Below are 18,611 nucleotides of genomic sequence, written 5' to 3'. Positions count from 1 at the left end.
GACCACGGCCTTGATCGGCGGGCGGCTAGTCCGTTTCCGGAGCGAGCGGGAGCGGGGCGAGCGAGACTCCCGCCCCCTCGGCCGGCCCGTCGACACCCTCCAGTTCGAGCACCCACACCTCGTTGGCGCCCTCCCGCAGCACGGGACCGGGGACGAACAGCGAGGTCTGCGGGCCCGCCGACCAGTAGCGGCCCACATTGAAGCCGTTCACCCACACGAACCCCCGCGTCCAGGACGGGAGCTCGATGACGGCGTCACCGGGGGCGCCCACCTCCGCCGTGCCGCGATAGAGACCGGGGCGGCCCGCCGCTGCCTCTCCGGACACCGGAACCCCCCGCACCGCGTCCCCCGACGAGAACGCGTCGAGCCGCAGCCCCCTGGCCTCCACCCCGTGCAGATACTGCCGCTCGTGCAGCACCCCGCCGGTGATGCCCTTCGCCTCACCGGTCCGCGGCCCGTAGTTGACCCGCCCCAGGGACTCCACCCACAGCTCCACGCGCGCGTGCCCCGCCACAGGCTCCGGGAGCGCCGGTTCCGCCTCGGTGAGGACACCCGCCCGCTCCCCGTCCACGTACACCACGGCCCTGTCCCGCAGCCCCCGCACGCTCAGCGGGTACGGCTGCCGCGGGCCCGGCACCGTCACCGAGTACCGGACCAGACCCCGGTCGACGTCGAGCTCTTCGAAGGTGGGCGGTACGGCGTATTCCGCCCGGGGGCCGCCCAGCGAATCCATGACGGCGGACAGCGGCGCCCACTCCGTGAGGCCGACCGGAACGTGCGCCCCGAGCGAGGGCGGCGGCGCGGGCAGCTCGGGCAGCGGCCCCTGCGCGTACGCGGCGAGCACCTCGCGGAAGCGCCGGAACTTCTCCGTGGGGCGCCCGAACTCGTCGACCGGCGCGTCGTAGTCGTACGAGGTGACGTCCGGCTCCAGGACGCCGTCATGCAGAGCGCCGCCGCCCCGGTTCGCCCCCGCCCACCCGGCGAAGTTCGTGCCGCCGTGCGCCATGTAGAGGTTGACCGAGGCCCCGCACTCCAGGATCTCGCGCAACGCGTCCGCTGCGTCCGCGGCATCCCGTACGACGTGCTCCGCGCCCCAGTGGTCGAACCAGCCGCACCAGAACTCCATGCACATCAGCGGCCCCTTCGGGCGGTGCCTGCGCAGCGTCTCGAAGGCGGCCCCGGCCTGCGAGCCGAAGTTGGCGGTCGCCAGGACGCCGGCAACGGAGCCACCGGTGAGCATGTGGTCCTCGGGGCCGTCGGACGTGAAGAGCGGGACGCTCACACCCTCGGTGCGCAGCAGCTCCGTAAGGTGCCGCAGATAGACCTGGTCCGAGCCGTAGCTGCCGTACTCGTTCTCCACCTGCACCATGATCACGGGGCCGCCCCGGTCGTGCTGGCGCGGGACGACCTCCGTCATGAGGCGGCCGAACCAGCGGTCCACGTGCCCCAGGTACTCGGCGTCACGGGTACGCGCGCGTGCCCCCACGGCGCCCGTCAGCCAGTGCGGCAGACCGCCGTTCTCCCACTCGGCGCAGATGTAGGGCCCCGGCCGGACGATCGCCCACAGGCCCGCGTCCGCGGCGACGTCCAGGAAGCGGCCGAGCGCCCCGACGTCGCTGAACTCTCCGGGATGCGGCTCGTGCAGATTCCACGGGACGTACGTCTCCACGCAGTTGAGCCCCATCGCCCGCAGCATCGCCAGACGGTGGCCCCACTGGGCCTCATGCACCCGGAAGTAGTGCAGCGCTCCGGAGAGCAGCCGCACGGGCCGCCCGTCCAGCTCGAAATCGTCCTCGCCCACCCTGAAGCCGTTCATTGCGTCCCTGTGTCCCTCTCGCTCATGTACCGTCCGCCACGATCACCTCTGGCGGGCGGCGGGGTCCATGGACAAAGATCGAGGTCGGTTGGACGCAGCGAACGGGCCGCGGCCCGGACGGAAGGGGCACAAGCGGATGTACCACACCTGGATGCGGTATTTCACGCCGAGCCCGGCCCACCACCGCCTCGGCCTCGCCTGCCTCGGCGTCGGCCTCCAGCACGGCCTCCTGCCGACCGTGGGCCCGCGCACCCTCGACCACCACGTGGCCGTCGTCGTGAGCGCGGGCGGCGGCTGGTTCCTGGCACCCGACGGCAGCCGCACGAAGGTCACCGCGCCCGCGCTGATCTGGCTCACCCCCGGCGTACGCCACCACTACGGGGCCGACCCGGACAGCGGCTGGGACGAATGCTTCGTCGACTTCACCGGGCCCGCCACGACGACGTACACCGAACTCGGCTACATAGAGCCCGACCGGCCCGTGGTGCCGCTCTCCGACGCGACGGGCGCGCGGGCCGCCGTCGGGCGCATCGCGCGCGCGGCACGGCGCGGCAACCCGCTCCTCGAGGTCGAGACGGGCGCCGCCGTCCACGAACTCCTCGTCGCGCTGCGCAGGGCCCGCGCCGACATCGCCCCCGACGGCGACCCGGTGCTCCAGGCCCTGGCCCGCGACGCCTTCCAGCCACTTTCCGTCGCCGAGCACGCGGGGCGCCACGGCATGACCCCCGCGGAGCTGCGCACGGCGGTGCGCAGGGGCGCGGGCTGCAGCCCCAAGGACTACCTCCTCGGCATCCGCCTGGGGCGCGCCAAGGAGCTCCTCGCGGCCACGGAGCTGCCGGTCGCGGCCGTCGCACGCCGTGTCGGCTACGACGACCCCGCCTACTTCTCGCGGCTCTTCACGCGCCGGGTGGGGACGGCGCCCGTCCGGTTCCGCGAGCAGCAGGGACGGGCGGTGCCGGGCGGCTGGTCCCAGCAGATTCCCGACCCCGACGATCCGCCGATTTTGCGCTCTTCCGCCGTCGGCGGCGAAGGACCCACGACGTAGGCTCGTGGACCATGACCACCAGCCACACAAGTGACGCGAACGGCGCCGGGGCCACGGACGCCAAGGACGCCCGGGACGCCACGGACGCCGCGGACGCCGCGGACGCAGCCGTGCGCGCCGAGCTGTCCCGCCTGCGCGACAGCATCGACAACATCGACGCCGCCGTCGTCCACATGCTCGCCGAGCGCTTCAAATGCACCCAGCAGGTCGGCCACCTGAAGGCCAACCACCAGCTCCCGCCCGCCGACCCGGCCCGCGAGTCCCGCCAGATCGCCCGCCTGCGCGAGCTCGCGGAGAACGCGAAGCTGGATCCGGCGTTCGCCGAGAAGCTGCTCAACTTCATCATCGCGGAGGTCATCCGCCACCACGAGACGATCGCCAAGTCGTCCTGAGCCCGATGTCCGGGCTCCCCGCACCGTTGTCGGTGACATCAGGCAGCATGGAGCCATGTCCGTACTGACGCGCGACGAAGCGCAGACCCGAGCCCGTCTCATCGACGTCCACCGGTACACGGTGGAGCTGGATCTGACCCGGGGAGCCGAGACCTTCGACTCCCTCACCGTCATCCGGTTCTCGGCGCTCGGCGAGCCCGCGGTCACGGTGGACACCTTCGTCGAGCTCAAGCCCGCCGAGCTGCGCTCCGTCACCCTCGACGGGCAGCCGCTGGACCCCGCGGACCTCGACGGGAACCGGCTCCCGCTGACCGGACTCGGCGCGGGCGAGCACGAACTGCGCGTCGACGCGGCCATGCGCTACTCCCGCACCGGCGAGGGCATGCACCGCTTCACCGACCCCACGGACGGCGAGGAGTACGCGTACACCCAGCTGTTCATGGAGGACGTGCAGCGCGTCTTCGCCGCCTTCGACCAGCCCGACCTGAAGTCGGTCTTCGAGCTGACCGTCACCGCCCCGGAAGGCTGGACGGTCCTCGCGAACGGCGTCAGCGAGCACGTCGGCGGCGGGACATGGCGAGCCGCGCCCACCCCGCTGATCTCCACGTACCTCGTCGCCGTCGCCGCCGGCCCCTGGCACTCGGTCCGCACCGAACACCGCGGACTGCCCTTCGGCATCCACTGCCGCCGCTCCCTGGCCCCCTTCCTGGACGCCGACGCCGACGAGATCCTCGACGTCACGCGCGCGTGCTACGACCGGTACCACGAGAAGTTCGAGGAGCCCTACCCCTTCGACTCGTACGACCAGGCGTTCGTCCCGGAGTTCAACGCCGGAGCGATGGAGAACCCCGGACTCGTCACCTTCCGCGACGAATTCATCTACCGCTCGGCCGTCACCGACACCGAGCGGCAGACCCGCGCCATGGTCATCGCGCACGAGATGGCCCACATGTGGTTCGGCGACCTCGTCACCCTCCGCTGGTGGGACGACATCTGGCTGAACGAGTCCTTCGCCGAGTACATGGGCTTCCAGACCACCGCCGAAGCCACCCGCTTCACGGACACCTGGACCGACTTCGGCGTCGCCCGCAAGGCCTGGGGGTACGACGCCGACCAGCGCCCCTCCACCCACCCCGTCGCACCCGACCCGGACGCCGTGCCCGACACCGCGTCCGCGATGCTCAACTTCGACGGCATCTCGTACGCCAAGGGCGCCTCCGCGCTGCGCCAGCTCGTCGCCTGGCTCGGCGAGAAGGACTTCCTCGCCGGCATCAACACCCACATCGCCCGGCACAAGTTCTCCAACGCCACCCTCGCCGACTTCATCGACTCCCTCGCGCACAACACCGACCGCGACGTGCACGGCTGGGCCGACGCCTGGCTGCGCACCACCGGCGTCGACACGCTCACCTCGACGGTCACGCACGACGCCAGGGAGTGGACCCTCGCCGTCGACCGGGAAGGCAGCCGCCCCCACCGCGTCGCCGTCGGGGTGTACGACCGCGACCTCACCGACACCCGCGGCCTGGTCCTGCGCGAGCGGTACGAGACGGACGTCCCGCACTCCGGGGAGCCCACGGCGCCCCGCGACGGCGGACGCCCCGCCCTGATCGTCCCGAACGACCAGGACTTCACGTACGCCAAGATCCGCCTCGACGAGGCCTCCATGGAGACGGCCCTGCGCAGCCTCTCCCGGGTCCCCGACGCGCTCACCCGCGCCGTCCTGTGGAACAGCCTGCGCGACATGGTCCGCGACGGCGAACTCGAAGGCACCGCCTATCTGGAGACCGCCCGCGCGCACCTGCCCGACGAGACCGACCTCGCCCTCGTCCAGGGCGTCCTCGCCTTCGCCACCGCCCACGTCGCGGGCCGCTACCTGACCCCGGACCAGCGGCCCGCCGCCCTCACCACCCTCACCGAGCTGTGCCGCGACCTGATCCGGCGCACCGAGGACGGCTCCCACCCCGGCCTGCGGCTCACCGCCGTACGCGGCTTCATCGACGTCGCCGCCCGCCCCGACCCGCTCCAGGAGTGGCTGACCGAGGGCACCGTCCCCGGCGGCCCCGAGCTCGACCCCGAGCTGCGCTGGCGCGTCCTGACCCGCCTCGCCGTCCTGGGCGCCGCCGACGAGTCCGCGATCGCCGCCGAACTGGAGCGCGACCCCAGCGCCACCGGCCAGGAAGGCGCCGCCCGCTGCCGCGCCGCACTGCCCGACCCGGAGGCCAAGCGCGCCGCATGGGAGGCCATGTTCGCCTCGGACGACCTCTCGAACTACCTCCTCACCGCCACCGCCCAGGGCTTCTGGCAGCCCGAACAGGCCGATCTCGTACGGGAGTACATCCCCCGCTACTACGAGGACGCGGTCGCCCTCGCGGCCCGGCGCGGCCCCGCCATCGCCGACGTCGCGGGCCGCTGGGCCTTCCCCGTCTCCGCGGTCGACGCCGAAACCCTCCGCCTGGGCGAGGAATGCCTGCGCGACGCCGCCCCCATCCCGGCCCTGCGCCGCAAGCTGGCAGACCAACTGGACGACTTGGCAAGGGCCCTGCGGGTACGGGGGGCGCCCCGCTAGGGGCGCGGGGAACTGCGCGACCGGCCCCCACCGGCCCGCAGGTCCATCACCGCTCACCCGCGCGGAGCGCCTAGCACCATCACCCGTGCCAACGCGCTTTCTCCGCACGGCAGTACCACTTTCGGGTTCGGTTCGCCGAGGTCTCGGGGCATGCGGCCTGCTCGGCAGACAGGCTGGTGTCCCAGTCGTGCGCACCCGAAGGACATCGCCCATGAGCACTCCGCCGCCCCTCGCCGGAGGCGCCCACGGACCCGACGCGCTGCGGCCGCTGCTCGCCGCCGCCCTGGACGCCCTGCGCACCGGGGCGAGCGCCCGCGGCGGGCCGATCCCGGCGGGCGGGCCCACCGCCGTCGCGGCCCGGGTGCGCGAGGCCGCGGGCGAGGTCCTGCCCGACCGCGGCGAAGGCGACGAAGCGGCCCTGCGCACGCTGCTGCACGCCCTCGCGGAAGGCGCCGCCGACCCCGCCGACGCGCTGTGCGCCGCACATCTGCACTGCCCGCCGCTCGCGCTCGCCGTCGCCGCCGACCTGGCCGCGTCCGCGCTGAACCCCTCCATGGACTCCTGGGACCAGGCACCCGCGGCCTCCGAGATCGAGACCCTGGTCACCCGCGCCCTCGCCGCCCGGGCCTACGGAACCGGCAGAGGCGACGCCCTCGTCACCACCGGCGGCACCGAGTCCAATCAGCTCGCCCTGCTCCTCGCCCGCGAACGCACCGCCGCACACGGCCCCGTCCGGCTCATCACCGGCGACAACGCCCACCACTCGCTCGCCCGCGCCGCCTGGCTGCTCGGCATGCCGGAACCGGTCACCGTCCCCGCGCCCGCCGGCGTCCTCGACCCCACCGCACTCGACGAGACACTGACCCGGCTCACAGGACCACCCGGCACACTCCTCGTCGCCGCCACCGCGGGCACCACCGACGCCGGACTCATCGACCCCCTCGACCAGATCGCCGACCTCTGCGCCCGCCACGGCGCCCGACTCCACGTCGACGCGGCATACGGCGGCCCGCTCCTCTTCAGCGACGCACGAAAAGGGCTCCTGCGCGGCATGGAGCGCGCCGACACCATCACGTTCGACCTGCACAAACTCGGCTGGCAGCCCGTCGCCGCCGGTCTCCTCCTGGTCCGCGACCCGCACGACCTCACGGCACTGGGCCACCACGCCGACTACCTCAACGCGGGCGACGACACCGAAGCGGGCCTGCCCGACCTCCTCGGCCGCTCCGTACGCACCACACGCAGGCCCGACGTACTCAAGATCGCCGTCACCCTCAAAGCGCTGGGACGAGAAGGCATCGGCGCCCTCGTCGACCAGGTCTGCGCACAGGCGGAGGAGTTCGCCGCACTCATCGCCGCCCACCCCGGCTTCGAGCTGCACGACCGGCCCGTCATCAGCACGGTCCTGTTCCGGCCCACCGGCGCCGACGACGACCACATCGCCTACGTCCGCCGCGAACTGCTCGGCCAGGGCCGCGCCGTGCTCGGCCGGGCCAAAATCGACGGCCGCCGCTGGCTCAAGGCCACCCTGCTCAACCCCCACACCCGGCCCGGCGACCTCGCCGAGCTCCTGAAGCTCGTGGAAGGAACCACCCCCCGATGACCGGCCAGAACGACAAGCCCGCCCCGCCGCTCACCACCCCCGAGGACCCCCGGGACCTGGTCGGCATCGGCATCGGCCCCTCCAACCTCTCCCTCGCCGCCCTCGCCCAGCCCCTCACCGGACTCGACGCCGCCTTCTACGAACAGCGGCCCGGCTTCCACTGGCACCCGGGGCTCCTCATCGACGGCGCCAGCCTCCAAGTGCCCTTCCTCGCCGACCTGGTGACCCTCGCCGACCCGGCGAGCCCCTGGTCCTTCCTCAGCTACCTCAAATCCCGCGAGCGGCTCTTCCCCTTCTACTTCGCCGAGAGGTTCCACATCCAGCGCGCCGAGTACGACGCGTACTGCCGCTGGGTCAGCGAGAACCTCCCCGCGCTGCACTTCGGGCACCAGGTCGACGCGGTGCGCTGGAACCCCGAACGGGACCTCTTCGAAGTCGACTTCACCCAGCTCGACGCCGACGGAGAAGCAGAGGCGCTCGGCCGGACGTACACGAAGAACATCGTCGTCGGCGTCGGCACCGCGCCCTACGTCCCCGACCCCCTCAAACCCCTCGCGGACGCCCCCACGGTCCCCGTCATCCACGCCGCGGACTATCTCCTGCACCGCGAGCGACTGCTCGCCTCCGACCACATCACCGTCATCGGCTCGGGCCAGTCAGGAGCCGAGGTCTTCCTCGACCTGCTCAAGCACCGCCCGACCGGCACCGAGAAGATCCACTGGCTGGCCCGCACCGAAGCCTTCGCACCCATGGAGTACTCCAAGCTCGGCCTGGAACACTTCACCCCGGACTACACCCGCTACTTCCACTCCCTGCCCGAATCCGTACGCGACGGCCTCGTCCCCCACCAGTGGCAGCTCCACAAAGGCATCGACGCCGACACCATCGCCGCCATCCACGACGAGCTCTACCAACGCACCCTGCACGGCGGCTGGCCCGACGCCGTCCTCACCCCCGGCGTCTCCGTACGCACCGCGGGCCGCGTCGGCACCACCCGCGTGGAACTCCACCTGGAACACCTCCAGCAAGGCACCCGCTCCCGCCTCACCACGGACGCCGTCGTCCTCGCCACCGGCTACCGCGAACGCCCCCTCGACCAGCTCCTCGCGGGACTCGACCCGTACATGCGCCGCGACTCCTCGGAGCGCCCCCGCATCGACGAGCAGTACCGCCTGGTCCTCGACCCCTCCGTCACCGGCAGCGGCAGCAACATCTACGTACAGAACGCCGAACGCCACACCCACGGCGTCGGCGCCCCCGACCTGGGCCTCGCCGCCTGGCGCAGCGCCAGCATCCTCAACACCCTGACGGGCACCTCCCCCTACCCCCTCCCGCAGCGCACGGCCTTCACCAGCTTCGGCCTCCAGGACCCCCGCCCCCGCCCCACCACCGCCGGCACGATCGGCGAACAGCGCAGCAACCTCGTCCGCCTCAAGAACTGACCGCGGGGCCCCAAGACCCCGCGGTCCCGAAGGCCTAGAAGACGGGCGTGCCGTCCCGCGTCAGCTTCCAGTCCACCGACGCGAACTGCGCCGGATCGACCGTCCCCTTCGCCTGCACCCACTGAATGATCGTGTTGCGGATCTCGTCCGAGTTCGCCCACAGCTGCTTGGCGGCGGCCACATGCGGGAAGTTGCCGCCGCCGCTCGCCCGGTAGTTGTTGACCGCCAGCACGAACTCGGCCTTCGGGTCGATGTCCTTGCCGTCGAAGCTCAACTTCGCGATACGGGACCCCGCGGGCTTGGCGATGTCGATCTCGTACGTCACGCCGTACAGCGCGTCGTAGTTGTAGTCCGGGATGTTGTCCGCGTTCGTCAGCTTCGCCGGATCCACCGGAGCGCCGGCCGCCGTCCGCACGTAGTAGCGCGCCGAGAACTCCAGGTACTCCTTGAGCTGCGCCCCCGTGATGAGCCGCGCCTCAAGGGTGTTCTCGAAGGGGTAGAGACCCGCCGCGTCCTTGATCGTCACCTCGCCCGCCGGAATCGCCGCCGTCCGCGAGAAGCACGAGGCCTGCGAGAGCACGGGCAGCGCGGCGTACTGACCGCCCTTGAGCGCCTCCTTGACCGTCTCCGCCTGGACATGGCTGATCAGGTCGATGATCGCGACATCCTTGTACGGGCCTTCGGCCGTGCTCATCGCCTGCGTCGACGTGCCGATGACCTGGTTGACGTACGCGACGACCTTCTTGTGCTCGTCGGCGAGCAGCCCGGTGATCTTCCGGTCCTCCTTCGCCGTGTTGGAGTTGAGGACCTGCGCGCCGACCTTCTCCACCGTCCAGCGGCCCTTCGACCACACCAGGTCGAAATCGAAGAGCGTCAGGCGCTGGCCCCACTTCAGCGGCTCCGACAGGACGACCTTCTTGCCCGTCTCCTTGTTCTCGACGAAGTACTCCGGGATCTCCGTGTGCGCGTGCCCGACCAGGATCGCGTCGATGCCGGGCACCTGCTCGGCCACCAGACCCGCCGCGTTCTCGACGTACGGGAGCTGGTCACCGTACGAGGACGTACCGCTGGACCCGGAGTGCGCCGAGACGATCACGACGTCCGCGCCCATGGACCGCAGCTTCGGCACCCACTTCGCGGCCTGCTCCTCCAGGCCTGGGAACGTCATCTTGCCCTGGACGTTCGCCTTGTCCCAGATCGCGATGCCGGGGTTGGTCAGACCGAGCACCGCCACCTTCACGTCACGGCCGTGCGGGGTGCGCAGGCGCTTCATGAAGTACGGCGGGAAAGCGGGCTTCTGCGTCTTCGCGTCCAGGGCGTTCGCGCCGAGCAGCGGGAATTCGCACTGCTCCTCGAATTTCCGCAGAACCGGAATGCCGTAGTTGAATTCATGGTTGCCGAGCGCCGCCGCGTCGTAACCGATGCGGTTCATCGCCTGCGCCATCGGGTGGACCGGGCCGCGCTTCGCGGTGATCGGGTCGATCTTGGCGTAGTAGTACGAGAGCTGGGTGCCCTGAATGGTGTCGCCCGCGTCGATGAGAAGCGTGTTGCGGCGGCCTCTCTCCTCGCGGATCTCGTTCACGAGAGTGGAGATCTTCGCCAGGCCCACGTCGTTGTGGTCCTTGTCGTCGAACTCCTTGTCCGTGAAGTAGTCCCAGTTGAAGACATTGCCGTGCAGGTCAGTCGTGCCCATGACGGTGAACGAGTACCGCTTCTTCCGCTTGGCGGGCTTCCCGTGCCCGTGCGCCGACACGGCGGGCGCGGCGGCCACACCGCCCGCGAGCGCCACACCCGTGGCGGCGGCGGACTTGCCCAGGAACTTCCGGCGGTTCAGCGGCATTTCGTACTCCCCTTGGACCTTTGGTCGATCGATGTAACGCGCGTAGATTCTGACCCCGGCCACCCCACCGGCAACAGACCCCGCAGGTTTCGATCCGATGACTGTCCGGTGCCGCGCCCCGAAGACTGTCCGCCGCCCTCCACCGGTGCGAGAGTGGCCGCATGGACGAGACGACCCCCACGACCGCCGCCCCCTACGGCACCCCCGACGCCCCGCGCCTGGCCGTCAAGGGAGAGGCACACCTCGAAGTCGACCCCGAGATCGCTCGCATCGGCATCACCGTCAGCGCACGCGGCACCGACCGACGAGACGCCCTGAACGACCTCACGCGCCGCAACGCCACCGTCATCGACCTCGTGAAGACCTACGGCGAGTCCGTCGAAAAACTGGAGACCGGCGCCTTCTCCATCAGCCCCGAACTGACCAAGCACGGCCGCGGCGAACGCATCCGCGCCTACCACGGCCGGGTCCACGTCACCGCCGAACTCACCGACTTCACCGCCCTCGGCGAACTCACCACACGCCTCGCGGACCTCGAACTGACCCGCGTCGACGGCCCCTACTGGGCCCTGCGGCCCGGCTCGCCCACCCACCGCCAAGCCCGGCAGCAGGCGGTCAGGGAAGCGGTCCAGCGCGGCCGCGAGTACGCCGAGGCCCTGGGGACGGGCCTGGCCGCCCTGGTCGAACTCGCCGACATCGGCGCCGAGAACTCCCAGCCGTTCGGCTACGGCGGCCCCCCGCCCGCCATGCGCGCCGTCGCGTACGGCGGCGCCGCCGACATGAGCGAGGCGGCCCCCATCGACCTCGAACCGCAGCGACAGCGCGTCTACGCACAGGTCAACGCGCGCTTCACGATGAATCCGCCACAGCTGTAGTCACGGAACTCCTGTTGTAGTCACGGAACTCCTGTTCGCCGTCACGGAGAGCGGGATTTACGTCGCGGGGCGCCCGGTAAATCGCTCATCAGAGCGGCGCCCCGCACAATTCAACACTTGTCAATAACCCTTCACGCAAAGGTTGTTGAGTAGTCATGCCCAGCCAATTCCCTACCGGTCGGTAAGCCCTAGGGTCGAAACATGCGCCGAGCAAAAATCGTCTGCACACTGGGCCCCGCCACCGACTCGTACGACCAGATCAAGGCACTGGTCGAAGCCGGAATGGACGTGGCCCGCTTCAACCTCAGCCACGGCACGTACGCCGAGCACGAGGAGCGCTACCAGCGTGTACGGAAGGCCTCCGACGAGACAGGCCGCAGCGTCGGCGTCCTCGCCGACCTTCAAGGCCCGAAGATCCGCCTGGGCCGCTTCAGCGAAGGACCTGTACTCCTTGAACGGGGCGACGAGTTCACCATCACCGTCGAGGAGGGCGTCGAAGGCGACCGGCAGACCTGCGGCACCACCTACGGCGGACTCGCCGACGACGTCACCCCCGGCGAGCGCATCCTCGTCGACGACGGCAAAGTGACCCTGGAGGTCACCGCGGTCGACGGCCCCCGCGTCACCACCACCGTCGTCGAAGGCGGCATGGTCTCCGACCACAAGGGACTCAACCTCCCCGGCGTCGCCGTCTCCGTCCCCGCCCTCTCCGACAAGGACGAGGCAGACCTGCGCTGGGCCCTGCGTTCAGGATTCGACGTCATCGCCCTCTCCTTCGTCCGCAGCGGACGCGACATCGAAGACGTGCACCGCATCATGGACGAGGAAGGCCGCCGCCTCCCCGTCATCGCCAAGGTCGAAAAGCCCCAGGCCGTCGACAACATCGACGACATCGTCGCCGCCTTCGACGCCCTCATGGTCGCCCGCGGAGACCTCGGCGTCGAAATGCCCCTCGAACAGGTGCCGATCGTCCAGAAACGCGCCATCAAACTCGCCAAGCGAAACGCAAAGCCCGTCATCGTCGCCACCCAGATGCTCGACTCGATGATCGACAACTCCCGCCCCACGCGCGCCGAAGCCTCCGACGTCGCCAACGCCGTCATCGACGGCACCGACGCGGTGATGCTCTCCGGCGAGACCAGCGTCGGCAAATACCCCATCGAAACCGTCCGCACGATGGCCCGCATCGTCGAAGCCGCCGAGGAAGACATCCTCGCCAAGGGACTCCCGCCGCTGACCGAACGCAGCAAGCCCCGCACCCAGGGCGGCGCCGTCGCCCGCGCCGCCGCCGAAATGGGCGACTTCCTCGGCGCCAAGTTCCTCGTCGCCTTCACCCAGTCCGGCGACACGGTCCGCCGCCTCTCGCGCTACCGCTCACCCATCCCGCTCCTCGCCTTCACCCCGGACCGGGCGACACGCTCCCAGCTGAACCTCACCTGGGGCGTGGAAACCTTCCTGGGCCCGCACGTCGACTCCACCGACGCCATGGTCAACCAGGTCGACGAGCTGCTCCTGAAGTACGGGCGCTGCGAGCGGGGCGACGTGGTGGTCATCACCGCGGGCTCCCCGCCCGGAGTCGCGGGCTCCACCAACCTCGTACGCATCCACCACATCGGCGAGGACGACAGCCCCAAGTAACCGAACCGCCTCCGCACGCGGGAGAGCCGTTCAGTACTTGGCACCGACGTGGGCGTCCATGAGGGCTACGGAGGCTTTGCGGGCCACGGAGATGTTCCGATGGTTCGCGGCCTTCCAGTCGACACCGACCGTGGTCAGGGTGTCGGTGAAGAGCCGGATGATGTCGCCGGACAGGTTGGTGAAGAAGTACCGGGGATATTCGTAGCGCTTGCGTTCGCCACCGATGGTGCGGGTCGTCCAGTTGGTGATCCGGCAGCCGTCGGAGTGGATGAGGCCGCGGATGAACTCCCAGGGGTGGGCGTCGACGATCTCCTGTTGCCAGGGTTCAAGGGCGATGGTGCGGTCGTGCTTCTTGCCGGGGCCGTGCTGGGGGAAGAGGCAGGGCCAGTGCTTGCTGGAGCATGTGACGGCGACGCAGCCTTGCTTCTTGACGCGGCAGACGCGGTTGTCCGGGCGCGCGCTGCGGATTGCGGCCTCACACGCCTCGATCAAGCCGGGCCAGCTGTCAGCGCACACGATGCGCATGGAGTAGACGCCTCGTCGGCCCGGGCTGATGCAGCCGTCACCGAGGTAGAGGCCGAGCAAGTAGGAGTACGCGGCGCGGTCTTCAGGCAGGGAGGGAGCGTCACAGCAACGCGGGCACGGGGCCGCACGGTCCCGGTCGAGCGGCTCGACGCGGGTCTGCCAGGAGCGGATCGCGGCGCGCGATATGCCGGTTTCCTTGCTGACCGCGTTCAGGCTTCGGCCTTGGGAGATCAGCGAAAGCGCCCGCCTGCGTGTGCCCATGTCGTACATGTGACTGAGCTTGGCGGCGAACGGGCGCCCGGACCGGAGTACGCGGGCGCGTTCACACGTTCACGTGAAGCGGATCTAATCTCACGTGACCTTGGAATTGAAGGAAAAGTGCCCCGAGTCGGACTCGAACCGACACTGTATGGGTTTTGAATCCATTGCCTGCTGCCAATTGGGCTACCGGGGCTCGCAGAATCCAAGGTTTCCCTGGACCCTCCGCGCATCCACCATACCGTAGCTAGGTAGGCTCATGGGAAGCAGTATCTGCCCGCAACAAGGAGCCCCCGTGACTTCCCCCGAGTCGCCCCAGCCCGCAGCCGATGACGACGACAAGTCGCACGTGCCCCCGCTGACGACCCGTGTCGTCATCGCGGAGGACGAGGCTCTCATCCGGCTCGACCTCAAGGAGATGCTCGAGGAGGAGGGTTACACCGTCGTCGGCGAGGCCGGCGACGGCGAGAAAGCCGTGGAGCTGGCCCGCGAGCACAGGCCGGACCTGGTGATCCTGGACGTGAAGATGCCCGTCATGGACGGCATCTCCGCGGCCGAGAAGATCGCCGAGGAGTCCATCGCCCCGGTACTCATGCTGACCGCGTTCTCGCAGCGCGACCTGGTCGAGCGGGCCAGGGACGCCGGCGCGATGGCGTACCTCGTGAAGCCCTTCAGCAAGACCGACGTGGTGCCGGCCATCGAGATGGCCGTCTCGCGCTTCACGGAGCTGAAGACGCTGGAGAAGGAGGTCGCCGACCTCACCCTGCGTCTGGAGACCCGCAAGCTGGTCGACCGCGCGAAGTCGATCCTCCAGACGGAGTACGGCCTGACCGAGCCCGCCGCGTTCCGCTGGATCCAGAAGACGTCGATGGACCGGCGCCTTTCGATGCAGCAGGTCGCGGAGGCGGTCATCGAGGACGCCGACGAGAAGAAGGCGGCCAAGGGGCAGTAGCCCCGCGTAGGCACGTACGAGAGAGGCCCGCGCCCCCGGGGCGGGGGGGGGGGCGGGGGGGGGTGGGGGGGCGGGGTGCGCAGGGCGCGCCGCGGGACGCCCGGCGGCCGGACGCGGGCGGGCGCAGAGAGGGCGGGCAGCCTCGTACTGGCCGATACGGACACGGACACCCCGCCCCTTGACCTGCTGGCGCGCCTCTCTCGTGTGCCGGGACGGAGTCCTCAGTCCTCGCCGAGGTACGCCTTGCGCACGGACTCGTCGTGCAGCAGATCGGTCCCCGTGCCGGACAGGACGATCTTGCCGACCTCCATGACGTGACCGTGATCGGCGAGGGAGAGCGCCGCCTGGGCGTTCTGTTCGACGAGCAGAATGGTCGTGCCCTGGGACTTGAGTTCGGAAATGGTCGCCATGATCTTCTGCATCATGATCGGCGAAAGGCCCATGGAGGGCTCGTCGAGCATGAGCAGTTTCGGCTGGGACATGAGCGCGCGTCCCATGGCGAGCATTTGCTGCTCACCGCCGGAGAGCGTGCCCGCCGCCTGCTTTCTGCGTTCCCCGAGAATGGGGAAGAGATCGTAGGCGCGCGCGATGTCCTTTTCGATGGCTGCTTTGTCGCTGCGCAGATATGCGCCGAGCCGCAGATTGTTCTCGATCGTCATGCGCGGGAAGATGTGCCGGCCCTCGGGGGAGTGGGCGAGGCCGAGCGCGACGATCTGGTCGGCGCGGTATTTCCGCAGCGGTTTTCCGTTGAATTTGATGGAGCCGCCGACGGGCTTGAGCAGTCCGGAGAGCGTGCGCAGTGTGGTGGTCTTGCCTGCGCCGTTCGTGCCGATCAGGGTGACGACCTCGCCGGCCTCGACCTTGAAGGAGATGCCTTTGACGGCCTCGATCTTGCCGTAGGCGACCTTGAGGTCCTCGACTTCGAGCAGTGCGGTCATCGGCTGTTCTCCTCGTTGCCCGTCGCGTCGGCGTCCGTGTTGCCGTTGCCGGGGGCGCCTTCGAAGGGTTCGCCCAGGTAGGCGGCGATGACGCGGTCGTCCTGCTGGACGGTCTCACTGTCGCCCTCGACGAGTTTTTCGCCCTGGACGAGTACGGCCACTCGGTCGCACAGGTTGAAGATGAAGCGCATGTCGTGCTCGATGACGAGGACGGCGATGCCCATGTCCCGGATGGCGAAGACGAGTTCTTCGGTGGCGCGGGTCTCCTGCGGGTTCATGCCCGCGGTCGGTTCGTCGAGGAGGAGCAGGCCGGGTTCGCTCGCGAGTGCCCGGGCGATTTCCAGCTTGCGCTGTTCGCCGTAGGGCAGGTTGCGGGAGAGGTGGTCCGCCTTCTCGGCGAGGCCGACGAATTCGAGGAGTTCCAGGGCGCGTTCCCTGGATTTGGCTTCGGCCTTGTGGAAGCCGGGGCCGCGCAGGAGGGCGGACCAGAGGCCTTCCTTGGTGCGTGTGTGGCGTCCGACGAGGACGTTTTCCAGGACCGTCATGTTGGCGAAGAGACGGATGTTCTGGAAGGTGCGGGCCACACCGGCCGCGGTGACCTTGAACGATTTGCTGGGCAGGACCTTGCCCTTGTACTGGACCTCGCCCTCGGTGGGGATGTAGAGGCCGGTGAGGCAGTTGAAGAAGGTGGTCTTGCCGGCGCCGTTGGGGCCGATGAGGCCGACGATCTCGCCGCTGTTGACGGTGAGGTCGACGGAGCGTACGGCGGTGAGGCCGCCGAAGCGCATGGTGACGCCGCGGGCGTCCAGGACCGTTTCTCCGGCCGGTGTGGCGGCGGGGCGGTCCTTGCTGGTGGTGGTGTCGGTGGTCATGGCTCAGGCCCCTGTCTTGCTGAGGACTGTGGGTGAGGGCGTGTCGCCGGGGGCGAGTTCGGCCTCGTGGAATTCGAGCTGGCGGCGGCGGTTGGGGATCAGGCCCTCGGGGCGGAAGCGCATGAGCAGGACGAGCGCGAGTCCGAAGGCGAAGAGCTGGTAGTCGCCGAGGAACGAGAGCTTGCTCGGGATGAGGTAGAGCAGGGCCGCGCCGACGAGGGGTCCGCTGATGGTGCCCATGCCGCCGAGGACGACCGCGGCGAGCAGAAACGCCGAGTTCGGCGGGACGGTGTTGGCGAACTGGTACTGCTCGGGTGTCACGGTGTAGGTGACGTGCGCCTGTACGGTGCCCGCGAGTCCGGCGAGCGAGGCGCCGAGCGCGAAGGCGATGAGCTTGACGCGGAAGCCGTTGATGCCCATGGCGAGTGCGGCGGTCTCGTCCTCGCGGATGGCGACCCAGGCGCGTCCGATGCGTGAGTCCTCGCTGCGCTTGAAGACGAGGACGACGACGAGGGTGATGAGCAGCATCAGGAAGAAGTAGTTCGCGAAGCGCCCGATGGTGAAGCCGGCGATGGTGTGCTCGGCGCCCATGTCGAAGCCCAGGATCTTCAGGTTCGGGATCGAGGAGATGCCGTTCGATCCGTTGGTGATGTCGGGGCCCGAGGTGCCGTCGGAGTTCATGGCGACGAGCCGGAAGATCTCTCCGAAGCCGAGGGTGACGATGGCGAGGTAGTCGCCGCGCAGCCGCAGGGTGGGGGCGCCGATGAGGACGCCGAAGATGAGCGACGCGCCGGCGCCGACGAGGATCGCGCCCCAGAACGGCAGGTGGACGTCGAAGGGCGAGGACGGCGATCCGGAGACCATGGATGCCGCGTAGGCGCCGACGCCGAGGAAGGCGACGTATCCGAGGTCGAGGAGGCCGGCGAGGCCGACGACGATGTTCAGGCCGAGTGCGACGGTGGCGAAGATCAGGATGTAGACGCCGATGGTGGCGTACTGGTCGTCGCTCTGGGTGAACGGGAAGGCCGCGGCGGCGACGAACGCACCGGTGAGGGTGACGTGGCGGTGCCGGGCGGTGTAGGTGGAGACCAGGCCGACGAGGCCGGCCTTGGACAGGGCGGCGAAGCAGAACGCCACGGTGACCAGGAAGCCGATGAAGAGTTCGTCGTACTCGGTGCCGATGCCGTACGTGAAGACGAGGAGTCCCACCGCGAGTGCGGCGATGATGATCAGGATCTCGACGTAGTTGGGGAGCTTGCGCGGGGTGGGCGCGGTGTCGGCGGCGAAGGCGCCCTTGAAGACGGTCAGTCCGTTGCGCACGCGGTGCTTGAACTGCTCGCCACCGGTGTCCTCGGGGTCGACCGGGTAGGTGTGCGGTCGTACGAAGGGCAGGGCGAGTGCGCCGACGAGGGAGGCGAGGGTGGCGATGGCCGCGACCCAGCCGCCGGGTTCCAGGTTGGCGAGTCCGCCGAGCTGGTAGCTGATCGAGATGATCGTGTACCAGGTGGTGGCGAAGGCGGCGAGTGCCGCGTATTTGAGTGCGGCGTCGGCTCCGGCGGGGGCGAGGGCGCGGACGCCCTTGACGCCGTACGAGGCGAGGCCGAGGAGTGTCGTCAGGGCGCCGGCGATCAGGACGAGGACCTGGAGGCCGCCGGGGTAGCCGTAGACGGTGAGGTCGCCGGGGAATGCCGCGGTCCAGGTCCATGCCATGAACGTGGAGATGACGGTGAGGATGCCGCCGCCGGTGGCCAGTGCGCGGGCGGGGCCCTCGGGGACGGCGATGAGTCCGGTGGGGGTGTTGTCGTGCTTGGGCGCGCCGGCCGCGATGTTCTGTGTGGTCATGGTT

At 69.9% G+C, this 18,611-nt stretch carries 14 protein-coding genes and 1 tRNA gene; 8 read left to right on the top strand and 7 right to left on the bottom strand.

All coding sequences use genetic code 11. From position 1 onward, the window contains the following. Window positions 1-25 precede the first annotated feature (25 nt). Window positions 26-1,816: a beta-galactosidase family protein gene (locus tag ABZ906_RS14535; RefSeq protein WP_361381901.1), complete on the bottom strand. Its 1,791-nt coding sequence runs from the start codon at window positions 1,814-1,816 to the stop codon at window positions 26-28. A 136-nt stretch (window positions 1,817-1,952) separates the two neighbouring features. Between ABZ906_RS14535 and ABZ906_RS14530 the strand changes: the two genes are divergently transcribed. The 5 genes from ABZ906_RS14530 (at window position 1,953) to ABZ906_RS14510 (ending at window position 8,867) form a co-directional block, all read left to right on the top strand. Continuing rightward, window positions 1,953-2,861, top strand: a complete 909-nt coding sequence (locus ABZ906_RS14530; RefSeq protein ID WP_361188625.1) for an AraC family transcriptional regulator — start codon at window positions 1,953-1,955, stop codon at window positions 2,859-2,861. 11 nt (window positions 2,862-2,872) lie between these two features. Next, window positions 2,873-3,253, top strand: a complete 381-nt coding sequence (locus ABZ906_RS14525) for a chorismate mutase (RefSeq protein WP_361381898.1) — start codon at window positions 2,873-2,875, stop codon at window positions 3,251-3,253. A 55-nt stretch (window positions 3,254-3,308) separates the two neighbouring features. Then, a complete protein-coding gene (gene pepN, locus ABZ906_RS14520) occupies window positions 3,309-5,822 on the top strand; it encodes an aminopeptidase N (protein WP_361381895.1) in 2,514 nt (837 codons plus the stop codon). Window positions 5,823-6,033: 211 nt separating this feature from the next. Continuing rightward, window positions 6,034-7,425 carry an aminotransferase class V-fold PLP-dependent enzyme gene (locus ABZ906_RS14515; RefSeq protein WP_361381892.1) on the top strand — a complete coding sequence of 464 codons (1,392 nt, stop codon included), beginning with the start codon at window positions 6,034-6,036 and terminating at the stop codon, window positions 7,423-7,425. Beyond that, on the top strand, window positions 7,422-8,867 hold the full coding sequence (locus ABZ906_RS14510) for a SidA/IucD/PvdA family monooxygenase (protein WP_361188614.1): 1,446 nt from the start codon (window positions 7,422-7,424) through the stop codon (window positions 8,865-8,867). The genes ABZ906_RS14515 and ABZ906_RS14510 overlap by 4 nt, the downstream gene beginning before the upstream one ends. Window positions 8,868-8,901: 34 nt before the next feature. Here ABZ906_RS14510 and ABZ906_RS14505 read toward each other — a convergent pair whose 3' ends face one another. Beyond that, complete coding sequence (locus ABZ906_RS14505) at window positions 8,902-10,707, bottom strand: 5'-nucleotidase C-terminal domain-containing protein (protein WP_361381889.1); 1,806 nt, start codon at window positions 10,705-10,707, stop codon at window positions 8,902-8,904. 161 nt (window positions 10,708-10,868) lie between these two features. Between ABZ906_RS14505 and ABZ906_RS14500 the strand changes: the two genes are divergently transcribed. Next, window positions 10,869-11,582 (top strand): SIMPL domain-containing protein, encoded by a 714-nt coding sequence (locus ABZ906_RS14500; protein ID WP_361381886.1) that lies wholly within the window; start codon window positions 10,869-10,871, stop codon window positions 11,580-11,582. A 201-nt stretch (window positions 11,583-11,783) separates the two neighbouring features. Further along, on the top strand, window positions 11,784-13,220 hold the full coding sequence (pyk, locus tag ABZ906_RS14495) for a pyruvate kinase (protein WP_361188607.1): 1,437 nt from the start codon (window positions 11,784-11,786) through the stop codon (window positions 13,218-13,220). Window positions 13,221-13,250: 30 nt separating this feature from the next. Here pyk and ABZ906_RS14490 read toward each other — a convergent pair whose 3' ends face one another. Continuing rightward, window positions 13,251-14,015 carry a transcriptional regulator gene (locus tag ABZ906_RS14490; RefSeq protein WP_361188604.1) on the bottom strand — a complete coding sequence of 255 codons (765 nt, stop codon included), beginning with the start codon at window positions 14,013-14,015 and terminating at the stop codon, window positions 13,251-13,253. A 109-nt stretch (window positions 14,016-14,124) separates the two neighbouring features. Next, window positions 14,125-14,199 (bottom strand) — tRNA-Leu (locus ABZ906_RS14485). 99 nt (window positions 14,200-14,298) lie between these two features. On the opposite strand from ABZ906_RS14485, the gene ABZ906_RS14480 reads away from it, so the two are divergent. Beyond that, window positions 14,299-14,955, top strand: a complete 657-nt coding sequence (locus ABZ906_RS14480) for a response regulator (RefSeq protein WP_361188602.1) — start codon at window positions 14,299-14,301, stop codon at window positions 14,953-14,955. 221 nt (window positions 14,956-15,176) lie between these two features. Here the strand turns inward: ABZ906_RS14480 and ABZ906_RS14475 are convergent, their stop codons facing one another. The 3 genes from ABZ906_RS14475 to ABZ906_RS14465 are packed head-to-tail and all read right to left on the bottom strand — an operon-like array spanning window position 15,177 to window position 18,607. Continuing rightward, window positions 15,177-15,893, bottom strand: coding sequence for an ABC transporter ATP-binding protein (locus ABZ906_RS14475; RefSeq protein ID WP_361188599.1), 717 nt, complete (start codon window positions 15,891-15,893; stop codon window positions 15,177-15,179). Further along, on the bottom strand, window positions 15,890-16,765 hold the full coding sequence (locus tag ABZ906_RS14470; protein WP_361188598.1) for an ABC transporter ATP-binding protein: 876 nt from the start codon (window positions 16,763-16,765) through the stop codon (window positions 15,890-15,892). Before ABZ906_RS14470 ends, ABZ906_RS14475 begins: the two co-directional genes overlap by 4 nt. 3 nt (window positions 16,766-16,768) lie before the next feature. Next, window positions 16,769-18,607 (bottom strand): branched-chain amino acid ABC transporter permease, encoded by a 1,839-nt coding sequence (locus tag ABZ906_RS14465; RefSeq protein ID WP_361381883.1) that lies wholly within the window; start codon window positions 18,605-18,607, stop codon window positions 16,769-16,771. Window positions 18,608-18,611: the final 4 nt, after the last annotated feature.

Origin of the sequence: Streptomyces sp. NPDC046925 (assembly GCF_040644915.1) — a bacterium.
Classification (GTDB): domain Bacteria; phylum Actinomycetota; class Actinomycetes; order Streptomycetales; family Streptomycetaceae; genus Streptomyces.
Note: the sequence above shows the minus strand (reverse complement) of the source record. Positions and strands in the feature narration are given on the sequence as shown.